The sequence below is a fragment of the Dokdonia sp. R86516 genome, from assembly GCF_044596715.1.
Taxonomy (GTDB): Bacteria; Bacteroidota; Bacteroidia; order Flavobacteriales; family Flavobacteriaceae; genus Dokdonia.
The window spans coordinates 809,460-828,884 of the sequence record NZ_CP138998.1 but is presented as its reverse complement, the minus strand read 5'-3'; the positions used below and the strand labels follow the sequence as shown (position 1 = coordinate 828,884).

14 protein-coding genes are annotated in these 19,425 nt (G+C 38.0%); 12 read left to right on the top strand and 2 right to left on the bottom strand.

What is annotated here, in order from left to right; genetic code table 11:
- Positions 1-33: 33 nt before the first annotated feature.
- The 7 genes from SJY23_RS03815 (at position 34) to SJY23_RS03785 (ending at position 8,571) form a co-directional block, all read left to right on the top strand.
- Positions 34-981 (top strand): type IX secretion system membrane protein PorP/SprF, encoded by a 948-nt coding sequence (locus SJY23_RS03815; protein WP_396597511.1) that lies wholly within the window; start codon positions 34-36, stop codon positions 979-981.
- A 35-nt stretch (positions 982-1,016) separates the two neighbouring features.
- The gene (locus tag SJY23_RS03810) at positions 1,017-2,966 is read left to right on the top strand and encodes an OmpA family protein (protein ID WP_396597510.1); all 1,950 of its coding nucleotides are present in this window, start codon (positions 1,017-1,019) and stop codon (positions 2,964-2,966) included.
- Positions 2,967-3,405: 439 nt separating this feature from the next.
- A complete protein-coding gene (locus SJY23_RS03805) occupies positions 3,406-3,765 on the top strand; it encodes a BlaI/MecI/CopY family transcriptional regulator (protein WP_035335455.1) in 360 nt (119 codons plus the stop codon).
- Positions 3,766-3,767: 2 nt separating this feature from the next.
- Positions 3,768-5,354, top strand: coding sequence for a M56 family metallopeptidase (locus SJY23_RS03800; RefSeq protein ID WP_396597509.1), 1,587 nt, complete (start codon positions 3,768-3,770; stop codon positions 5,352-5,354).
- Positions 5,355-5,386: 32 nt separating this feature from the next.
- On the top strand, positions 5,387-6,820 hold the full coding sequence (locus SJY23_RS03795) for a M56 family metallopeptidase (protein ID WP_396597508.1): 1,434 nt from the start codon (positions 5,387-5,389) through the stop codon (positions 6,818-6,820).
- Between the two features lie 3 nt (positions 6,821-6,823).
- Complete coding sequence (locus SJY23_RS03790; protein WP_396597507.1) at positions 6,824-8,026, top strand: tetratricopeptide repeat protein; 1,203 nt, start codon at positions 6,824-6,826, stop codon at positions 8,024-8,026.
- 53 nt (positions 8,027-8,079) lie between these two features.
- On the top strand, positions 8,080-8,571 hold the full coding sequence (locus SJY23_RS03785; RefSeq protein ID WP_396597506.1) for a hypothetical protein: 492 nt from the start codon (positions 8,080-8,082) through the stop codon (positions 8,569-8,571).
- Positions 8,572-8,588: 17 nt separating this feature from the next.
- On the opposite strand, the gene SJY23_RS03780 is transcribed toward SJY23_RS03785, so the two are convergent.
- Both SJY23_RS03780 and SJY23_RS03775 read right to left on the bottom strand, forming a co-directional pair.
- Positions 8,589-9,725 carry a glycosyltransferase gene (locus SJY23_RS03780; protein WP_396597505.1) on the bottom strand — a complete coding sequence of 379 codons (1,137 nt, stop codon included), beginning with the start codon at positions 9,723-9,725 and terminating at the stop codon, positions 8,589-8,591.
- Complete coding sequence (locus SJY23_RS03775) at positions 9,725-10,687, bottom strand: hypothetical protein (protein ID WP_396597504.1); 963 nt, start codon at positions 10,685-10,687, stop codon at positions 9,725-9,727. Before SJY23_RS03775 ends, SJY23_RS03780 begins: the two co-directional genes overlap by 1 nt.
- 43 nt (positions 10,688-10,730) lie before the next feature.
- Between SJY23_RS03775 and ruvC the strand changes: the two genes are divergently transcribed.
- The 5 genes from ruvC (at position 10,731) to SJY23_RS03750 (ending at position 19,421) form a co-directional block, all read left to right on the top strand.
- Complete coding sequence (ruvC, locus tag SJY23_RS03770) at positions 10,731-11,285, top strand: crossover junction endodeoxyribonuclease RuvC (protein WP_035335461.1); 555 nt, start codon at positions 10,731-10,733, stop codon at positions 11,283-11,285.
- Between the two features lie 16 nt (positions 11,286-11,301).
- Positions 11,302-12,435: a radical SAM family heme chaperone HemW gene (gene hemW, locus SJY23_RS03765; protein WP_396598093.1), complete on the top strand. Its 1,134-nt coding sequence runs from the start codon at positions 11,302-11,304 to the stop codon at positions 12,433-12,435.
- An 81-nt stretch (positions 12,436-12,516) separates the two neighbouring features.
- Complete coding sequence (locus SJY23_RS03760) at positions 12,517-13,275, top strand: cyclase family protein (protein WP_396597503.1); 759 nt, start codon at positions 12,517-12,519, stop codon at positions 13,273-13,275.
- Positions 13,275-13,589 (top strand): antibiotic biosynthesis monooxygenase family protein, encoded by a 315-nt coding sequence (locus SJY23_RS03755; RefSeq protein WP_396597502.1) that lies wholly within the window; start codon positions 13,275-13,277, stop codon positions 13,587-13,589. The genes SJY23_RS03760 and SJY23_RS03755 overlap by 1 nt, the downstream gene beginning before the upstream one ends.
- Positions 13,590-13,805: 216 nt before the next feature.
- Positions 13,806-19,421, top strand: a complete 5,616-nt coding sequence (locus SJY23_RS03750; RefSeq protein WP_396597501.1) for an alpha-2-macroglobulin family protein — start codon at positions 13,806-13,808, stop codon at positions 19,419-19,421.
- Positions 19,422-19,425: the final 4 nt, after the last annotated feature.

The window sequence follows — 19,425 nt, the reverse complement described above, 5'->3', positions numbered from 1 at the left end:
ATTAAGCACTCAACGATTTTATTTGACCTACATATGAAAAATATAATATTAACAGTTACTTTTTTTGGAGTACTAGTACTAAATACATTTACGATAACTGCCCAGCAAGATCCGCAGTATACTCAGTATATGTATAATACAGTAGCTATTAATCCAGCATATGCCGGAAATAGAGGTGTGACGAGTATTGTGGGGCTTCATAGAAGTCAGTGGGTAGGCCTAGAAGGTGCACCTAGAACACAGAGTTTAAGTATCCACTCACCCATAGGAGAAGGTAAAGTAGGATTGGGGTTATCTATCGTAAATGATGCCCTAGGTCCAGCTCAAGAAACATATATTGGTGCAGACTTTAGCTATACTATAAATACTTCTAATAGTGGGAGATTAAGTTTTGGATTGAAGGCGGGAGGTCATGTTTTAGATGTAGACTTTTCTAAGTTGACATTGTTTGATGTTTCTGATCCTAGATTTTCACAAAATATAGATAATAAAATTTCTCCAGTAATTGGTGCTGGATTATATTATCATACTGACAGATTCTATGCTGGTCTGAGTGCTCCAAATTTAATTCAAACAGAGCATTTTGATGAAAGTAATAACAGTAACTCAGCTAGCTTTATTGCAGAGGAGCGTATCCACTATTATGGAATAATGGGATATACTTTTGATATAAGTGACCAACTTAAATTTAAGCCTAGTACGCTTGTCAAATTAGTTGGAGGTGCACCACTTCAAGTAGATCTAACAGCAAACTTTTTGGTAATGGAAAAATTACACCTAGGGGCAGCTTATAGATGGAGCGCAGCCTTAAGTGGTTTAGTAGGTTTTCAAGTGTCAGATAGTATGCTTATAGGCCTTGCTTATGATCGTGAGAGTACAGATCTTGGAGAAACTGTTTATAATGATGGGAGTTTCGAAGTGTTTCTTCGTTTTGAACTCTTCAATGAGTATGATAGAATGCTTACCCCTAGATTCTTTTAATACGTATACTTTAGCAGTATATCTAATTTGATTACATGATGAAAAATATAATTTGTTTTTGCCTGAGCATCCTATTCTTGGGAGTTCTTACCCTAAATGCTCAAGAAGGAAAAATTGATAAAGCAGATAAAAAGTTTGACCAGTATGCCTTTGTAGACGCTAGAAAGATTTATCTGGAAGTTGCGGATAAAGGATATAAGTCTGCAGATCTTTTTCAAAAAATAGCAGATAGTTACTATTTCAATGCAAAATATGTGGAGGCAGAAGTTTGGTATAATAAACTTGTAACGAACTATGCAGAGGAGATAAAGCCAGAATACTATTTTCGTTTCGCTCAAACACTACGTGCCTTAAAAAGCTATGATCGTGCAGATGAAATGATGGCTAAGTTCAACGATGTTAATAGCGATGACTTAAGAGCTGAACTTTTTACAGAAGAGCCAAATTACCTAAGCAAAATTGACTACAAAAAGAGTAAGTATACTATAGAAGATATACGTAGTATGAACTCAAGATATTCAGATTTTGCCCCTACAGAATATGAAGGTAAATTAATTTTTGCATCCTCACGTGATACTGGTGGAGCAACAAAGAAAATTCACAAATGGAATAATGAGCCTTTCTTAGATTTATATGAATCAAAGGTAGGTGAAAACTCAGGGTCTTATACTAAGCCAAAATCTTTTAGTAGAGAACTGAATTCTAAATTTCACGAGAGTACTACTGCATTTACAAAAGATGGTAACACAGTGTACTTCACTAGAAATAATTTCAACAAAGGAAATTACCGTAAGTCAAAAAATGGAACTAATAAGCTTAAAATCTATAAGTCTAAAAAAGTAAATGGAAAGTGGTCTACTCCCGTAGAAATGCCATTTAACAGCGATGAGTACTCTACAGCGCATCCTACGCTTAATGCAGATGACAGTAAATTATATTTTGCCTCAGACATGCCTGGGACGGTAGGACTTTCAGATATATGGGTTGCCACTATAGATGAAACAGATTCAGTAGGAACCCCTGTGAATCTAGGACGACCAATAAACACAGAAGGAAGAGAGACTTTTCCTTTTATGAGTTCGAAAGGAGTGTTGTACTTTGGATCTGATGGCCATCCTGGTTTTGGAGGTCTGGATGTCTTTGCAACAACGCCGAGAACAAATAGTAATGAAAAAGAAGTTATTAGCAATATAGGTGAGCCTATTAATAGTTCTTTTGATGACTTTACATTTATATTAAATGAAGATACGCAAGTAGGTTACTTTGCTTCAAATCGTAAACGTGGTCAAGGAAGTGATGATATTTATAAGTTTTTAAAGGAAGAAATACCATGTGATATCAAACTTGTAGGTGTAGTAACAGATAAAGATAGCGGTAATCCTATTCCAGAAGCAACAGTGCAGCTTATAGATAGTGAAGGGACGGTTTTAGAAGCGGTTCAAGCGACAGCAGCTGGTGCTTATGCATTCGAGGCATCATGTGTAAAGCAATACGTTATACGAGCTTCAAAAGAAGAATATAGCACAGCAGAGGCTATCACTACAACACCAGATGTAACAGGCACACTAACCAATGATTTGGAGTTAAGCCTTCTCAAAAAACCAATCAATGTAGGTGATGATCTCGCAAAGGTTTTAGAACTTAATCCTATTTACTTTGATTTCGATCGATTCAATATTCGTCCAGATGCAGCACTTGAATTAGAAAAAGTAATCGCAGTGATGCGCGAGTATCCTAATATGGTATTAGATGCACGATCTCATACGGACAGCAGGGGTAAGGATTCTTATAACCTCAGTCTTTCAGATAAAAGAGCAAAGTCTACTGTTGCATATATAATTAATCAAGGTATAAGCTCATCTAGAATTACTGGACAAGGTTACGGTGAAAAGCAGCCTGTAAATTCTTGTTCTAATGGAGTTCAATGTTCAGAAGAAGAACATCAACTTAACAGACGTTCGGAGTTTATAGTAATAAGTAACTAGCACTTACCGTCTTTATAAAATATGAAGCCTCCTTTTCTATTGAAGAGGAGGCTTTTTTATTTGTGCGCTTTCGCGAAAGCGTTATTTTAATTTTTCTACTACCTGTCAGATTGTTTTACTCAATGCAAGAGCGTTGGTATTAATACGCCGAAATTAAATGTAAAGCCATTTAAGGGTGTTTTGTGACAACTCTCTATATATTGAGCAAATACCGTTGGCAAGTCCTTAAAAACCATCTAGATTGTCATAGAGAAAGAAGTACTTAGACCACGGCCATAATTGCGCTTTCATATCTAATTTACTCCGAGTTGATGTAAAAGTCTCTTTAAAATATTCAAACTAAAACATTAGTTTAAACTAATGTTTTAGTTATATTTGAGTAATTAATACGAATAAGGATTATAATTTTTTGTAATTCAGAGGAATATAAAGCTCGACTATGAAACAACTTACAAAGGCAGAAGAAGAGGTGATGCAGCTATTATGGGTAGCCAAAAAAGCAAATGTAGCAACACTCATTGAGCAAATGCCTGAGCCTAAGCCAGCATACAACACCATCTCAACAATCATAAGAATATTAGAAAATAAGGGCTTTGTAGGCCATGAGAAGGAAGGAAGAGGATACCTATACTATCCCTTAGTTACAAAAGAGGTGTATAGTAATGATTCTATGCACAAAATGATGGATAGCTATTTTAATGGAAGTTTTAAAAGCATGGTAAGCTTCTTTGTGAAAAAGAATGACGTAGGTGTGCAAGACCTAGAAGCCATACTTAAGGAAATTAATAAAAACGACTAGTCATGATAGCATATGTAATTCAAGTCATCTGTTTTCAAGCAATATTCTTAGCAGTGTATTATCTCCTATTAAGAAAGGAAACCTTCTTTGTATATAATAGAATTTACCTTCTATTGACACCTGTAATAGCACTCTTATTGCCATTTGTAAAAATTGCAAGTTTACAAACCGTAGTTCCCGTAGAGGTGATGTCTGTCATGTTACCAGAAGTAGTAATAGGTGAAGCAACTACGAGCCAATCAGAACAAACAAGCTCCTTTGTCATTCCGTGGTTGAGTATTTACTTCGCAGGTGTTGCAGTAAGTGCATTACTTCTTGTGATAAAGGTCAAAAGTTTTATTAGCTATCTATCTTTTAAACGACGTGGGGAGCACATCATTAACGTCCCTAACAGTACAGAAGCTTTTACGTTTTTTAAGTACATATTTATTGGAGAGGATATAGATACGCTTTCGCGAAAGCAAATCCTTACCCACGAACAGATACACGCAAAACAGGGGCATACTTGGGATCTTATCTTTTTTGAGATTATGAAAATCATCTTTTGGTTCAACCCATTGATATATTTCAATCAAAAACTGATAAGTACAGTTCATGAATACTTAGCCGATCAAAAAGCAACAGCAGCCTCATCAAAAAAAGCATACTACGAAGAGTTATTAAATACTGCCTTTGGCACTAATAACCTTTCTTTTACAAATACATTTTTCAATCAATCATTAATCAAAAATCGAATTGTTATGTTACAAAAATCAAAATCAAAAAAGAGTGCTCTCATCAAGTACTTTCTTATAGCACCTCTTATACTAGCAATGCTCGTGCAAGTGTCTTGGGCACAAAATTCAAGTAAATCAGGAGAGGTGGAGAGAGAGAATTTTACATTGATGGAAAGTGATTTTAATAACGAGAAAGTTAATTACTCTATTATAATTATAGATACCTTAAAATTAGCAAGTAATGAGAAAGCGTTTATAAAAGCTGTACAAAACGATAAATCTTTAGATGTAACAGGTTTTGATCCAGCAAAAGGGAATGAGGCAGTATTCAAAAACATAAACAAATTTCTTATGTTTTCAAGTAAGGATGACATTGTGGAGCTCAAAGAAAAATTTGATATAAAATCTTACACAGTTGAGGAGCTACGTAAAAAGTATAAGTTAACAAATACTTATACTTCTCAGGCTATATATAAAGAAGAAGTAGAAGTTGTCGAAACTCAAGACGAACTCGAAATACCATTTGCAGTTATAGATAATGTTCCTACCTACCCTGGTTGTAATGAATTAGAAGGAAATGAAGATAAGAAAACATGTATGTCAGATAAAGTCTCAAAATATGTAAGTGCTAATTTTAATACAAGTATTGCAAAGCCACTAGGTCTTACAGGAGTTAATAGAGTGTTTGTTTCATTTAGAATTAATAAAAGGGGACAGGTAGATAATGTTGAGGCACGAGCATCGCATCCAGATATTGCAGAAGAGGCTAGAAGAGTTATCTACAACCTACCTCAAATGAAACCCGGAAGTCAGGCAGGAGAAGAAGTAGGAGTTCTGTATAGCTTACCTATTACATTTCAAATAGCAGAGTAATTAAATAGAATAACCATATTAAAATATGCGATATGATAGCGTACATTATACAAGTCATCTGTTTTCAAGCAATTTTCTTAACAGTGTATTATCTCCTATTAAGAAAGGAAACCTTCTTTGTATATAATAGAATTTACCTTCTATTGACACCTGTCATAGCACTCTTATTGCCATTTGTAAAAATTGCAAGTTTACAAACCGTAGTTCCCGTAGAGGTGATGTCTGTCATGTTACCAGAAGTAGTAATAGCTGAAGCAACTACGAGCCAAACAGAACAAACAAGCTCCTTTGTCATTCCGTGGTTGAGTATTTACTTCGTAGGTGTGGCAGTAAGTGTATTACTACTTGTGATAAAGGTCAAAAGTTTTATTAGCTATCTATCTTTTAAACGACGTGGGGAGCACATCATAAATGTCCCTAACAGTACAGAAGCTTTTACGTTTTTTAAGTACATATTTATTGGAGAGGATATAGATACGCTTTCGCGAAAGCAAATCCTTACCCACGAACAGATACACGCAAAACAGGGGCATACTTGGGATCTTATCTTTTTTGAGATTATGAAAATCATCTTTTGGTTCAACCCATTGATATATTTCAATCAAAAACTGATAAGCACCGTACATGAATACTTAGCCGATCAAAAAGCAACAGCAGCCTCATCAAAAAAAGTATACTACGAAGAGTTATTAAATACTGCCTTTGGCACTAATAACCTTTCTTTTACAAATACATTTTTCAATCAATCATTAATCAAAAATCGAATTATTATGTTACAAAAATCAAAGTCAAAAAAGAGTGCGTTAATCAAGTATGCCTTTATTGTTCCATTAGTTTTAGGAATGTTAGTCTATGTTTCATGTAGTGAGGATAATGAGCTGGTAGAAAATCAATCACTAGAGGAAAAAATAAGTGAACTACAATTGCTAATAGAGCAAAAAGAGAACCTTTCAAAAACAGAATCTCAAATGATCAATGATCTAAGTATGACATCAGCCAAAAAAACAAAAGGAACATCTGTGCATACTTTTAATATGAGTAAAGATGACGACGAATTAATAGAGGTTGTAGAAGAAGAGGTTGTGTATGATGTCGATGAGAACGGAAATATCCCATTTACAGTCATAGATGAAGTTCCAGTATTTCCTGGATGTGAGTCACTCACTTCAAATGAGCAACGTAGAGATTGTATGTCTCAGAAAGTAGGTGTCTTGGTAAATTCTAACTTTAATGTTGCATTAGGCAAGGAGCTAAATCTCAAGGGTACTAACAGAATTTTTGCAAGTTTTAGAATTGATAAAAATGGATACGTCACAAATCTAAGAACTCGCTCACCACACCCAGATCTTGATGCAGAAGCACAGCGTGTAATTTCTATGTTGCCAAAAATGAAACCTGGTAAACACAATGGTGAAGAAGTAGGAGTCCTTTATAGCTTACCTATTACGTTTAAAATAGCAGAGTAACCTATGAGAAAACTAATTATACTTTTAAGTATCATAGCATTTTCAAAAGCCGGTGCACAAGCTCCGGCTTTGGCTATTGCAGATAGTTTATATGCTGTGGGAGATTATACACAGGCAATTGCTCAGTATGAATCTATAAAAAATCCTTCGGCTAGAACATATTTGCAAATAGCAAGAGCCTATAACAGTAAAGGAGTGAAAACTGACGCGCTTTTGTATTATAAAAAGTCGTTAGAGCTTAATGACAGGCAACCCATAGCTCAAACAGAGTACGGTAGATTATTACTGTCAAAGTCAAAGCATCATCTTGCAGACTCAATTTTTTCTGATTTAGCAAAGAGATTCCCTACCAATCCTGAGTATTACTATCAATGGGGGCGAGCGCTTAAAAAGACTGCGGTCAAGGATACCTTAGTTTTAAATAGAAAAGTAGATAATGAAAAGATAGACACTTCAGAAAAAGCTTTTGCCAAGGCAGTGCAGCTAGATTCTACTCACCAAAATGCCATGTATGAACTTGCATTACATCATTTAAGTCATAAAGAATACGATGTCGTAGAAAAGATTTCTGAGAAAGCACTTGAGAGTTACCCAGAGAATATTAAGATAACTAATATTCTAGCTCAAAATTATTACATAAAAGGATGGTGGGTTGAGGCCATAGCGTGGTTTAATAAATTACTAGATTTAGGCATGGATACTGCGTTTGTGAGAAATAAACTAGGGCGTGCCTACTACGAGAAAAGAATGTATCCAGAGGCTATAGAAGCTTATGAAAAAGTACTCGCTTATGATGACGAAGACTGGGGTACACTTATAACCCTTGCTAGGTTATATAACTTTAACAGAGAATACGATAAGGCCGTTGATTATTCGACCAAAGCGCTTAGGTATAAAGATTTGCCGCTTGATGATGTGTACTTTACGTTAGGTAGAGCTTACGAGTTTAAGAAAGAGTTCACTAAGGCAATGAAGCATTATCAACTAGCAGTTAAAGAAGATCCTGATAACCTTGATGCCGTATATGCGATTGCCGTAGCAGCCGATAATTATTATGAAGATAAGGAAGAGGTTGTCCAATTGTATGAGAAGTTTGTGGCTCAATCTGAAAAATCAAAATCAAAGCCATATTTGATAAGAATAGCTAAAGAGAGAATTATAATACTCAAAAGAGAAATTTTTGAAGCAAAAAAAGCGCAGGACTAACCCATTTACAGCACTTTTAAACGAAATTTAAAAATCGTACTTTCGAAGTACGTATGAGAGGCTTATTATATCGTGGTTTAGTAATAATTACAGCAATAGCTGTAATGACTTCTTGCGACCGTATAGAAACAAAAAAGATCTCATCTTCGGAGTATCTTTCAGAAAGTTGGAAGGCCATAGATCTCCATAAAGTGGACGGCTATCCTACTTTTGATACATGTAGCTCACAAGCAGAAGGAGAAGCCTTGAGAGTGTGTTTTGAAGAGACAGTAACGAGTACGTTTTACGAGTCCTTTGGTAAACACACAATTGTTGTAAATAGAGTGATCAACGATACGCTTGTAGTCAATTTTGTGGTAAATGAAAAAGGTAAATACTGTATTGATACACTCGCCATTACACCAGAAATACGCGCAGAAATCCCAAAACTAGAGCAGTGGATTCATGAAGCGGCCAAACAACTTCCTCAAGCTAAAGCAGCTACCAAGCAAGGAGTGCCCGTAAAGACAAAATTTAAAATCCCAGTAGTTTTAAAAGTGGAGTAATTGTAAGGCACCACAAACTATTGCTTGTAGTTGCGACCTTTCCATTGGTAACTACTAGTAAGCGATTTTACGGCTATATAAGTACTTAAAAACGGGTAACAAATCATCACAACTGGATACCATTTTAAATAACTTTTTCGGTTATAAAAAGAAGCTTCGGTGGCAATGAGGATAACATCAACCACTAGTTTTATGACTAAGCCTATTAGTATGATGGATTGGGTTTCCGCTTTCGCGAAAGCGTAATAAAAAACTCCCACAACACTTAAAAGATTAACACCCAAAACAAGAATCCCCATTAGCTTTGAGAACCAAAAGGTATAAGCACTAGACTTTGCAGCCCAGCGTGTGCGCTGTGCTATAAATATTTTCCACTGCTCTTGAGGCTGTGTGGTTACAATAGCATCTGGAGAGCGTAAATAGCTTATCCTATTTTTAAATTTCTCTTGAAATTTTTCGAGTAAAAAATGATCATCTCCACTAGCGATATGATTATTATTTGCAAAGCCTTGAACGGCTGTAAAGGCTTCTTTTTCATAAGCGAGATTTGCTCCGTTACATAAAAAAGGTAAGCCCATATAAAAGCTTCCGGCGGTTGCGCCCATAAGACTTAAAAAGTCTAATTGCTCATAGGCAGTTAGAAACGAAGGCTGAGGGGTGGTCGCAATAGCAACGGGCATAATAACCATAAGTGGTGATTGTTTATGTATTATAGCGTCTAATGTGTTGAGCCAGTTTACGGGCACGGTACAGTCGGCATCTGTGGTCACAATCCACTGGTGTTTACTGGTATGGATGGCGGTCTGGAGTGCATCTTTTTTTGGTGATGCAGAGGTGCGCACGTTGTCTATAACATCAATGTTTGTAAGCGCATATCGCGATATACACTTATTTATGACCTCGAGAGAGTTGTCTGTAGAGGCATCATTTACTAAGATGATTTCCCAGCTGTTTTGTGGATAGTCAACCTCGGCTAGTGATTGCAGCAAGTTAGTAAGATGCGCTTCTTCATTTCTAAAGGGTACAATAACGGTAAATGTGGTAGTTGTAGCGTCACAAGTTTGTGAGAACGTGCCAGCGCGATTAATCTCAAGCGCAAACCCGAGGATGATAATTCCATAGAGCAAGAAAACAAAAAACAGCATCCAGATCATTATACTGTCTTTATGTTGCTTGTTTGCTTTTGCACGAGTAAAAAGTAGGCACCAGGTAATAGCGGTACTACTACATTGAGCAGCCACATTAAAAGTACAGTACTTAATACAATCTCTTCGGGTACATTAAACAAGCCAAAAATGAGAACAGCCAAACCACCGCGTACCACAACGTCTAGTAACTGCATTACAGGTATGAGCGAGCTCACAAGGTAGGTAGCACAAATACACGCCATTACAAAAGGATAACTTGTGGTTGCACCTAGCAGGTAGAGAATGAGGTAAAACTGATGTGCAAAAATAATATATCGTATAAAGGAAAACAGGCGCACTTTCTTTTTGATGGGTGCAGCAATAGATTTCCAATACTTCTTGATTTTATACCAAGGATTTCCCTTGAGTGTCCAGTGTACACTTCGTAGTATTTTAGGAAGTATCTGGTACAACACGAGTGCCATAAATATGCTCAAACTCCAAAAGAATATCGCTGTCCCACTAGTGAAAAAGGCAATAACTCCTAAGCCAATGCTCCCAAAAATAAGCGTTGCCAGCAGCTGATACATATTGCCTATAAAGTTTAAGATGAGTATCTGCTTGCGTTGCTCTTTTGGGTAATAGAGAGCCTTTGCACCATAGTCACCAGCTTTGGCAGGAGTTACAAACCCTACGAGGTGAGCGGTGAGGATTTGTATTGCGCTTTCGCGAAAGCGTACTAATCTATATATACTCACTAGAGTTTGCCATTTCTTGATTTCAAAAAACCAGTTGGTAGCGGTAAATAATAGTATGATTATAATATAGAAATATAACGATGATGTACTAATTTCGGAAAGCTGAAATTGTAGCGACCGTAAATCACCGCGATCTAGTTTGTCATAAATAAAATAGCCAGCCAGTAGTACAATGAGAATCTTAAGAGTCGCCCAGAGTAATTGCGTAGCTTTGTGAGATAATCTAGGCATTCATTTCTTTGTTAAGGATGAGCACAAAGTAACAATAAAAGCATTGGCAGACGAAAAAATCATATTAGGTATTGATCCTGGAACCACAATTATGGGTTTTGGACTTATCAAGGTTGTGGGTAAAAAGATGGAGTTTATGCAACTCAATGAGTTATTGTTACAAAAGTATAATGATCCTTATGTGAAGCTCAAGCTCATTTTTGAGCGCACCATACATCTCATAGATACGTATCACCCAGATGAGATTGCGATAGAGGCACCGTTTTTTGGCAAGAATGTACAAAGTATGCTCAAGCTAGGTAGAGCACAAGGAGTGGCGATGGCAGCAGGTTTATCTCGAGAAATCCCTATCACAGAGTACCTCCCTAAAAAGATTAAAATGGCAGTTACTGGAAACGGTAATGCAAGTAAGGAGCAGGTGGCAAGAATGCTACAGTCTTTACTAAAACTTAAAACCTTGCCTAAAAACTTAGACTCTACAGATGGTCTTGCCGCAGCAGTGTGTCACTTTTATAATTCTGGAAAAGTAGAAATAGGTAAGAGTTACTCGGGCTGGGAGAGCTTTGTAAAGCAAAATGAAAAACGAGTTAAGAAGTGATATTTCTTTAGATCTTATGGCATCCATCTACATCCACATACCATTTTGCAAGCAGGCGTGTCACTATTGTGATTTTCACTTTTCGACTACAATGGGTAAAAAAGAGGAAATGATAACGGCTATCATAAGCGAACTTGAGATACGTAAAGCCGAGTTTGAAAATGATGAGGTGTCTAATCTTTATTTTGGCGGTGGGACACCTTCTGTCTTAAACACTGCAGAGATTGAACAAATTATAGATGCTTGCTACGCACATTACAAGATTCAAGAAGATCCAGAGATTACCCTAGAAGCAAATCCAGACGATCTTACTGAGCAAAAAATAAGAGAGCTCGCAGCATCGCCCATTAATAGATTGAGTATAGGCGTACAATCATTTTATGAAGAAGATCTCAAATTAATGAACCGTGCTCATAATGCTCAAGAGGCAATAGATTGCCTGAGATTAACAAGAGCAAGCTTTCCTAACAGTTCGCTAGATCTTATTTATGGAATCCCTGGGATGAGTAATGAGCGCTGGGAGCAGAATATAGATAAAGCGCTAGCGCTAGACCTCCCTCATATATCTGCCTACGCGCTTACGGTAGAGCCTAAGACGGCCCTAGAAAATTTTATTAAAAAAGGAATTGTACCTCCGGTAGAAGATGAGGTGGCACAAGAGCATCACGAGCTATTAATACGTAAGATGGAAGCTGCTGGTTATGAGAATTACGAGTTTTCAAACTTTGCAAAACCAGGTTATCATTCTAGAAATAATACGGCATACTGGCAAGGGAAAAAGTACATAGGTATAGGTCCTTCTGCACATAGCTATGACGGTAAGCGCCGCGCCTGGAATATAAATAACAACCCAAAGTACATAAAGGCAATCGCTGCTGGAGAGCTACCTCAAGAGGTAGAGGAGCTCTCGCTCACAGACCAGTACAATGAGTATGTAATGACGAGATTGCGCACACAGTATGGAGTTTCTTTACTTGAGATAAAAGCACAATATGGTGAGCGTTTTTATAACTACTTTTTAGAATACGCTCAAAAACACATAGAGGAACATTTGCTTTTTATAGAAGAAGATAGGGTTTATGTGAGTAAAAAAGGAAAGTTTTTAAGCGATGGTATTGCAAGTGACTTATTTATACTCAACTTAAAGTAGCCTAACTCGTTGCAATGAGTTTAAGTACTCTAGGTAAATCAATAGAGTATTTTTATCTTTAGTTTTCTTTTGAATTACGCTATGCTTGCAACTATAACTCATAATAAAGAAACTTTTAAGGTCAATCTTTCAAAACCCATTGATCTCTCGATTCCCCTTACTTCTAAGAAGAATCCGCTGGCTTGGTATATTGACCCGCCTAAGTTTGAGACAGTCACAGATGGCGAGTGGGTAGGAAGTGTGCGCAAGGGAGGCGATGTAAATTTTACTACCATCACCTTTAACCCACATTCTCACGGCACGCATACAGAGACCGCTGGACATATCACAGAAAAGGTGCATAGCATTAATAAAAATCTCAAAACATTTTTCTTTATTGCAGAGTTGGTGACAGTCATACCAGAGCCGCTTGTTAATGAAGATGATGATTTTATACTAAGTGATAAGCAGTTTAAAAACCTACTTAAAGATAAATCACCAGAAGCTTTGGTCATACGCACATTGCCTAACGCACGCGAAAAGAAAACAATGAACTGGTCTAACACAAACTGGCCATTTGTAGATGAGAGGGCGATGGTACGCTTTCGCGAAAGCGGTATAAAACACCTCCTCATAGATTTACCTAGTGTAGATAAAGAGAAGGATGGTGGAGAGCTCAAGGGGCATCACGCGTTTTGGGATGTAAATGGTGAGATACGACTAGATGCAACCATTACAGAGATGATCTATGTGCCGCATAAAGTTCCAGACGGGACGTATCTTCTTAATCTCCAGATTGCCTCTTTTGAAAATGATGCCACACCTAGTAAACCCATTTTATATAAAATTGAAACAGAATAATGCAACCACCTTACTACGCTGTAATCTTTACGTCTACACAAACCAGTAGCACAAGAGGCTATAAACAAGCAGCAGATCTTATGGAGGAGCTGGCCGTAACAATGCCTGGTTTTCTGGGAGTAGAGGGAGCTAGAAATGATAGTGACCACCTAGGCATTACTGTATCATACTGGCGCTCGCTAGAAGACATTGCAAGATGGAAAGCCCAAGCAGAGCATCAAGGCGCGCAACGTATGGGAAAGTCAGACTGGTACGATAACTATACGGTGAGAATATGCAAGGTGGAAAGAGAATATAGCTTTGATAAAAGTTAAATATCTGCCAAATGTTAAATAGAAACATACGATGTTTTTTAACATTTGCGTTGCAATTATAACCACACCTCCCAAGGTAATATTTCACGTTTATAAATCATCAATGTGTTTAAAATCAGCTATTTTTAGCTTGTCTGAGAACACCCTTATTTTAGATTTATTTTTTATGTCATACGCACATTGGTCTAAAGTAAACACCTAACACCATCACTCAAAATGCCTAACTATCATCTCTCATCCTCCTATCTTAAAAAAACGATTATAACTAAGTATGCATACGTCCTGCTGGCTTTGCTTACCATAACTATTTCTTGTAAAGAGAAGAGCACACCTACAGACAATCTCTTTAAGTTTAAGGATTACATTTCGTATACCACAGAGGGGCGACAGTCTGTTATGAGCCCTATACGTGTGGAGCTTGCACAGCCACTCACGCAGTTTGAGGTAGACCAGGTGCTACCTAGTGACATTATCAAAGTGCGTCCTAAAGTTTCTGGAGTGCTTAGTCTTCATAACAGTAGACTACTAGAGTTTATACCAGAAGAGCCTCTCAAACCAGACACGGCATATGAGGTAACTCTTATGCTCGATAAACTTTATGATGATCTTGACACAGGGAAGGAGCAATTTACTTTTGGCTTCAAGACCATTACTCCAGATTTTAAAGTAGCGATGGGCGCCTTACAATCATATAGTAAGGATTATAATTATCTAGAAGGACAAATAGAGGCGAGTGATGATATCGCTTTCGCGAAAGCGCAACAACTCATAAACGCCTCTCAAAATGGTAATGCACTAGCTGTAAAATGGTTTGATAAAGATGGGGTGTCTAGATTTCATTCATTTAGAATAGATAGCATCTCCCGCACTAAGGCAGATTCACAAATTATGGTTGTCTGGGATGGTAAAGCTATAGGAGCCAGAGACACAAATGGTAAGAATACCATACAAATACCTGGAAAAGATAATTTTAAAATCGTAGGCATACATCAAGAGCGCGGCGCAAACGCCTCTGTGATTATAAATTTTTCTGACCCATTAAAGGATAACCAAAACTTTGCTGGACTCGTGACAATCGCGCGTGCAGGAAACCTTCGCTTTGAAGTAAATGGAAATGTGCTACAGGTATATCCAGAAAATAAGATAGTAGGTAATGCACTAGTTGAGGTTTTTCAAGGAATAAAAAGTACTGATGACTATAAGTTGAAACAACCCTTTAAAGAGACCGTAAGTTTTGAGCAAATAAAACCTGCCATACGGGCTATCACAAATGGAGTTATTCTTCCAAAATCTACGAGTACTCCTTACTATTTTGAGGCAGTAAATCTTACACACGTAGACGTGAGAGTCATTAAGATTTATGAAGATAATGTACTCGAGTTTTTACAAGAGGGATCGCTCAATAATACGAGTAGTTATAACCTTAAAAAAGTAGGTAGGCGCATAGCAAAAAAGACGATTGAGATTGCACAAAAAGGTGATCTTAACACCGGCCAGTGGCAAGCTCACGGGGTAGATCTCTCAGCTATTTTTAAGGCAGATCCTGGTGCATTGTATAGAGTAGAGATAAGCTATAAACCTTCTTATGCTATTTATGAGTGTGATGATGCTGTTGCTGGTAGTATAGAAGAAGATAGTTATGAGGACTATTATGAAGATGCATATACCGAGGTAGAAAGTCCAGATGAAGATGCTAGAGAGGAGCAGTACTGGGATAACCGTATTTATAGATGGCGTAAGCAAGTGTACGACTGGAGACAAGAAGATAACCCTTGCCACCCTGCATATTATCAAGAGTCAAAATTTGTAAATAGTAATTTACTAGGGAGTAATCTAGGGGTGATTGTAAAAAAAGGAAAAGACAATTCCTACTTGTTTGCAACATCAGATATTGTGACTACTACGCCAGAGGCAAACACAAAAATCACATTATATAATTACCAAAAGCAACCTATTGCAAGAGTCACTACAGATGCGACTGGAATAGCTCAAGTAACACCAGATGGTTACCCAGTATATGCTGTTGCAGTAAAAGATGGAAACTATGCTTACTTAAAACTGCAAGATGGGCATAGTCTCTCTATGAGTAAGTTTGATATTGCGGGTAATCAACTTGAGAAAGGGCTTAAAGGTTTTACCTACTTAGACAGAGGTGTGCACCGCCCTGGTGATACCATCCATCTTACTTTTACACTTAATGATAAGGCGAACCCACTGCCAAAAGATCACCCGGTAAAGCTGGAAGTGACAGATGCACGAGGTAAACTTATGTATAGAAAGGTAGCGTCTGGATCAAAAAGAGGATCTCAAAATGGGAGCCAAGCACTTAATAACTTTTATTATTTCCCGGTTCCTACAGAGCAGGACGCTCCTACGGGTAACTATAATGCTACGATCTCTGTGGGAGGTGCCACATTTAACAAAACGCTCAAAGTAGAAACCATAAAACCTAATCGCCTCAAAGTAGATCTTACTTTTAAAGATGAGATACTACAAGCAAGCGGAAATCTTATGGGAGCTGCTACTGTAAAATGGTTACACGGAGCGCCTGCCAGAAATTTGAAAATTAAAACAGACGTAACTATACGCAAGTCAAGTAGCGGGTTTAGCCAGTTTCCTGGATATAATTTTTATGACCCAATTAGGGAGTTTGATGAGGTTAGTATAGATGTGCTAGATGGCACTCTGGATAATGAAGGCAACATAAAGATTAATAAAAAAATAGATTTGAGTAAGCGAGCACCGGGTATGCTCAAGGCAACGTTTGTTACAAAAGCCTATGAGGGAGGAGGTGACTTCTCTCTGGATGTGGTAAGTAAGGATGTCGCACCGTTTGATCACTTTGTAGGTCTGCGAGCTCCAAAAAGTCGTGCCTACGGGAGTTATTACACAGATCAAAATATAGAGTTTGACCTAGCTACTACAAATGCTCAAGGCGCACCAGCTGCGGGTCGTAAGCTTCAAGTAAAAGTATTTAAAATGTCTTGGCGCTGGTGGTGGAACAGGAGTCGAGATAATTACTCTAGTTATGAAACAAGCACTGTACATACACCTGTACAAGACTTTACCGTCACTTCTGGTTCTAACGGAAAAACAAGTTTTAATATCAATATTCCGGAGAAGGAAAGTGGGCGTTATCTTATACGTGTTATAGACCCAGAAAGCGGTCACGCTACAGGCCGTATCGCATATTTTTATAGAAACTGGGGTGGTTTTCAAAGAGACTCAGAAAGTGCAAAGATGCTCGTGTTTTCGGCAGATAAAGATGAGTATAGTGTGGGAGATAATGCCACCGTTACATTCCCATCTTCGGCGGGAGGTAGAGCGCTTGTGAGTATTGAAAATGGCACAAAAGTACTCGAGAGTTATTGGGTGGAGACCCAGCAAGGTAAAACCAATTTTTCTTTACCTGTTACCTCCGCAATGGCGCCTAATGTGTATGTGAATATTTCGCTATTACAGCCTCATAAACAATCTGTAAACGACCTTCCTATTAGGCTTTATGGTGTAATTCCTTTGATGGTAAAAGATAGGCAAACAGTGTTAGAGCCGGTAATCACTATGCCAGATGTATTAAAGCCAGAAGAGCCATATACTATCAAAATCACAGAAAAAAATAATAAACAGATGACCTATACTATCGCTGTGGTAGATGATGGTTTGCTGGATCTTACAAGATTTCAAACACCAAAAATCCATAAGCATTTTTATAGCAGAGAAGCACTAGGTGTGAAGTCTTTTGATATGTATGATTATGTGATAGGTGCATATTCTGGCAGTGTAGATAACATTTATGCAATAGGAGGTGGTGATGCTGCGAGCGCTGCCAAAAATAGAAAGGCAGAACGCTTTAAACCTGTAGTTACTTATTTGGGTCCTTTCGCTTTAAGCGAAAACGAAACAAAGTCACACACGGTAACAATGCCTAACTACGTAGGCTCTGTGAGAGCAATGGTAATTGCCGGAGATGCCACAAAAAGCGCCTATGGATCTGTAGAAAAGACAGTACCTGTGCGTAAACCGCTTATGGTTTTAGGTTCGCTTCCGCGAAAATTATCTCCGGGAGAACACGTGACTTTACCAGTAACAGTGTTTGCAATGGAAAAGAACATCAAGCAGGCTAAGATTACCGTCAAAACATCTGAAGCTTTTAAAGCATCTGAAGGGAATGTAAAAACGGTAAATTTCACGCAAGTGGGAGAAAAAATAGTTCCTTTTGAGTTTGATGTGCAAGCTGCTACAGGAGTGCAAACCGTACAAATTATTGTAGAAGGTCACGGGGAGCGTGCAACCTATGATGTTGAGATAGACGTAGAAAACCCAAATCCTATTACTCAAAAAGTAACCGATTACGAACTAGACCCTAGCAGTAACCTTACTATTGATTATGAGACGTTTGGTGTGGCAGGGACTAATGAAAGCGCTTTGGAGTTTTCGACACTGCCACCTATGGATTTTACTAAGCGTATGCAGTATTTAATACGTTACCCACACGGTTGTGTAGAGCAAACTACCTCTGGAGTTTTTCCGCAACTGTTTTTAGATGATGTTTTTGATCTTACCTATGAGCAAAAACGGGATGCACAACAGTATATTAAAGACGGTATTGCGAGGCTAGGCCGTTTCCAAAACACAGACGGAGGTCTAGGTTACTGGCAGGGAGAGATAGAAGCAGACCTATGGGGTACCACCTATGCTGGACACTTTATGATAGAAGCCCAGAAAAAGGGATATGCATTACCGCTCACTTTTATGAATAACTGGTTACGTTTTCAGAAAAAGGAGGCTCGTGAGTGGAGATCTGGACAACAAAGTTATAATGCAACGCTAGTACAAGCATATCGCTTATACACGCTCGCACTTGCGGGACAACCCGACCTTGCAGCGATGAACCGTCTTCGTGAGAATACAAATTTAAGTAATGAAGCAACCTGGAGGCTTGCGGGAGCTTATGCACTAGCAGGTCAAGACAAAGTAGCTGGCCAACTTACCGCTACGGCAAATATTGATTTTACTCCTAAAAAGTATGACTACCATACCTATGGCTCGGTATATCGCAACAGGGCAATGGCGCTAGAAACGATGGTGCTTCTTAATGATAGCAAGCAAAAAGAACTTGCTGTAAGTATAGCCAAAACGCTAGCTTCAGACAGGTGGTTAAGTACTCAAGAAACCAGTTATGCACTGCTGGCTATGGCAAAAATGGTTGTAAAGAACGGAGGTAAAGCAATGCAGTTCTCTTATACAAAAGATGGAAAAGAGTACAGTGTAGATACACAACAAGCTATCGCTCTACGTGACATAAAAACGCAAGACGGAGCAAATGAGATTATTATAAAAAATGCTAAAAATAGTACCGTGTTCATACGTCTTGTGCAAAGTGGTAAGTTACCATTAGGCAAAGAGCTTGTAGATCAAAAAAACCTACAGGTTAAAACAACCTTTTATAACCTCGCTGGTGAAGTGATGTCTATCAATAATCTCCAGCAGGGAGAAGAGTTTACCGCAAAAATTACGGTGAGTAATACGAGCAGAGATTATGTAGATAATGTCGCGCTTACACAAATCTTCCCAAGCGGTTGGGAGATTGTGAATACACGTTTTACAGATGCTCAGGGAGGTACAGCAGGAAGCGCCCGATATACAGATATAAGAGACGATCGTGTGCAGTTTTATTTTGATATGAGTAAGACCAGTACAAGAACATTTACGGTTCGTCTTAATGCAAGTTACTTAGGTGATTACTATTTGCCAGGTACTCAGGTAGAGGCTATGTATGATGCGACTTATTATGCCAGGTCAAAAGGAGCTTGGATAAAAGTTAAGAACTAACAGC

Bases quoted from the DNA above. Each gene is read 5' to 3' on its own strand.
- SJY23_RS03815 (WP_396597511.1), top strand. From the start codon at position 34: ATGAAAAATATAATATTAACAGTTACTTTTTTTGGAGTACTAGTACTA.
- SJY23_RS03810 (WP_396597510.1), top strand. From the start codon at position 1,017: ATGATGAAAAATATAATTTGTTTTTGCCTGAGCATCCTATTCTTGGGA.
- SJY23_RS03805 (WP_035335455.1), top strand. From the start codon at position 3,406: ATGAAACAACTTACAAAGGCAGAAGAAGAGGTGATGCAGCTATTATGG.
- SJY23_RS03800 (WP_396597509.1), top strand. From the start codon at position 3,768: ATGATAGCATATGTAATTCAAGTCATCTGTTTTCAAGCAATATTCTTA.
- SJY23_RS03795 (WP_396597508.1), top strand. From the start codon at position 5,387: ATGATAGCGTACATTATACAAGTCATCTGTTTTCAAGCAATTTTCTTA.
- SJY23_RS03790 (WP_396597507.1), top strand. From the start codon at position 6,824: ATGAGAAAACTAATTATACTTTTAAGTATCATAGCATTTTCAAAAGCC.
- SJY23_RS03785 (WP_396597506.1), top strand. From the start codon at position 8,080: ATGAGAGGCTTATTATATCGTGGTTTAGTAATAATTACAGCAATAGCT.
- SJY23_RS03780 (WP_396597505.1), bottom strand. From the start codon at position 9,725: ATGATCTGGATGCTGTTTTTTGTTTTCTTGCTCTATGGAATTATCATC.
- SJY23_RS03775 (WP_396597504.1), bottom strand. From the start codon at position 10,687: ATGCCTAGATTATCTCACAAAGCTACGCAATTACTCTGGGCGACTCTT.
- hemW (WP_396598093.1), top strand. From the start codon at position 11,302: ATGGCATCCATCTACATCCACATACCATTTTGCAAGCAGGCGTGTCAC.
- SJY23_RS03760 (WP_396597503.1), top strand. From the start codon at position 12,517: ATGCTTGCAACTATAACTCATAATAAAGAAACTTTTAAGGTCAATCTT.
- SJY23_RS03755 (WP_396597502.1), top strand. From the start codon at position 13,275: ATGCAACCACCTTACTACGCTGTAATCTTTACGTCTACACAAACCAGT.
- SJY23_RS03750 (WP_396597501.1), top strand. From the start codon at position 13,806: ATGCCTAACTATCATCTCTCATCCTCCTATCTTAAAAAAACGATTATA.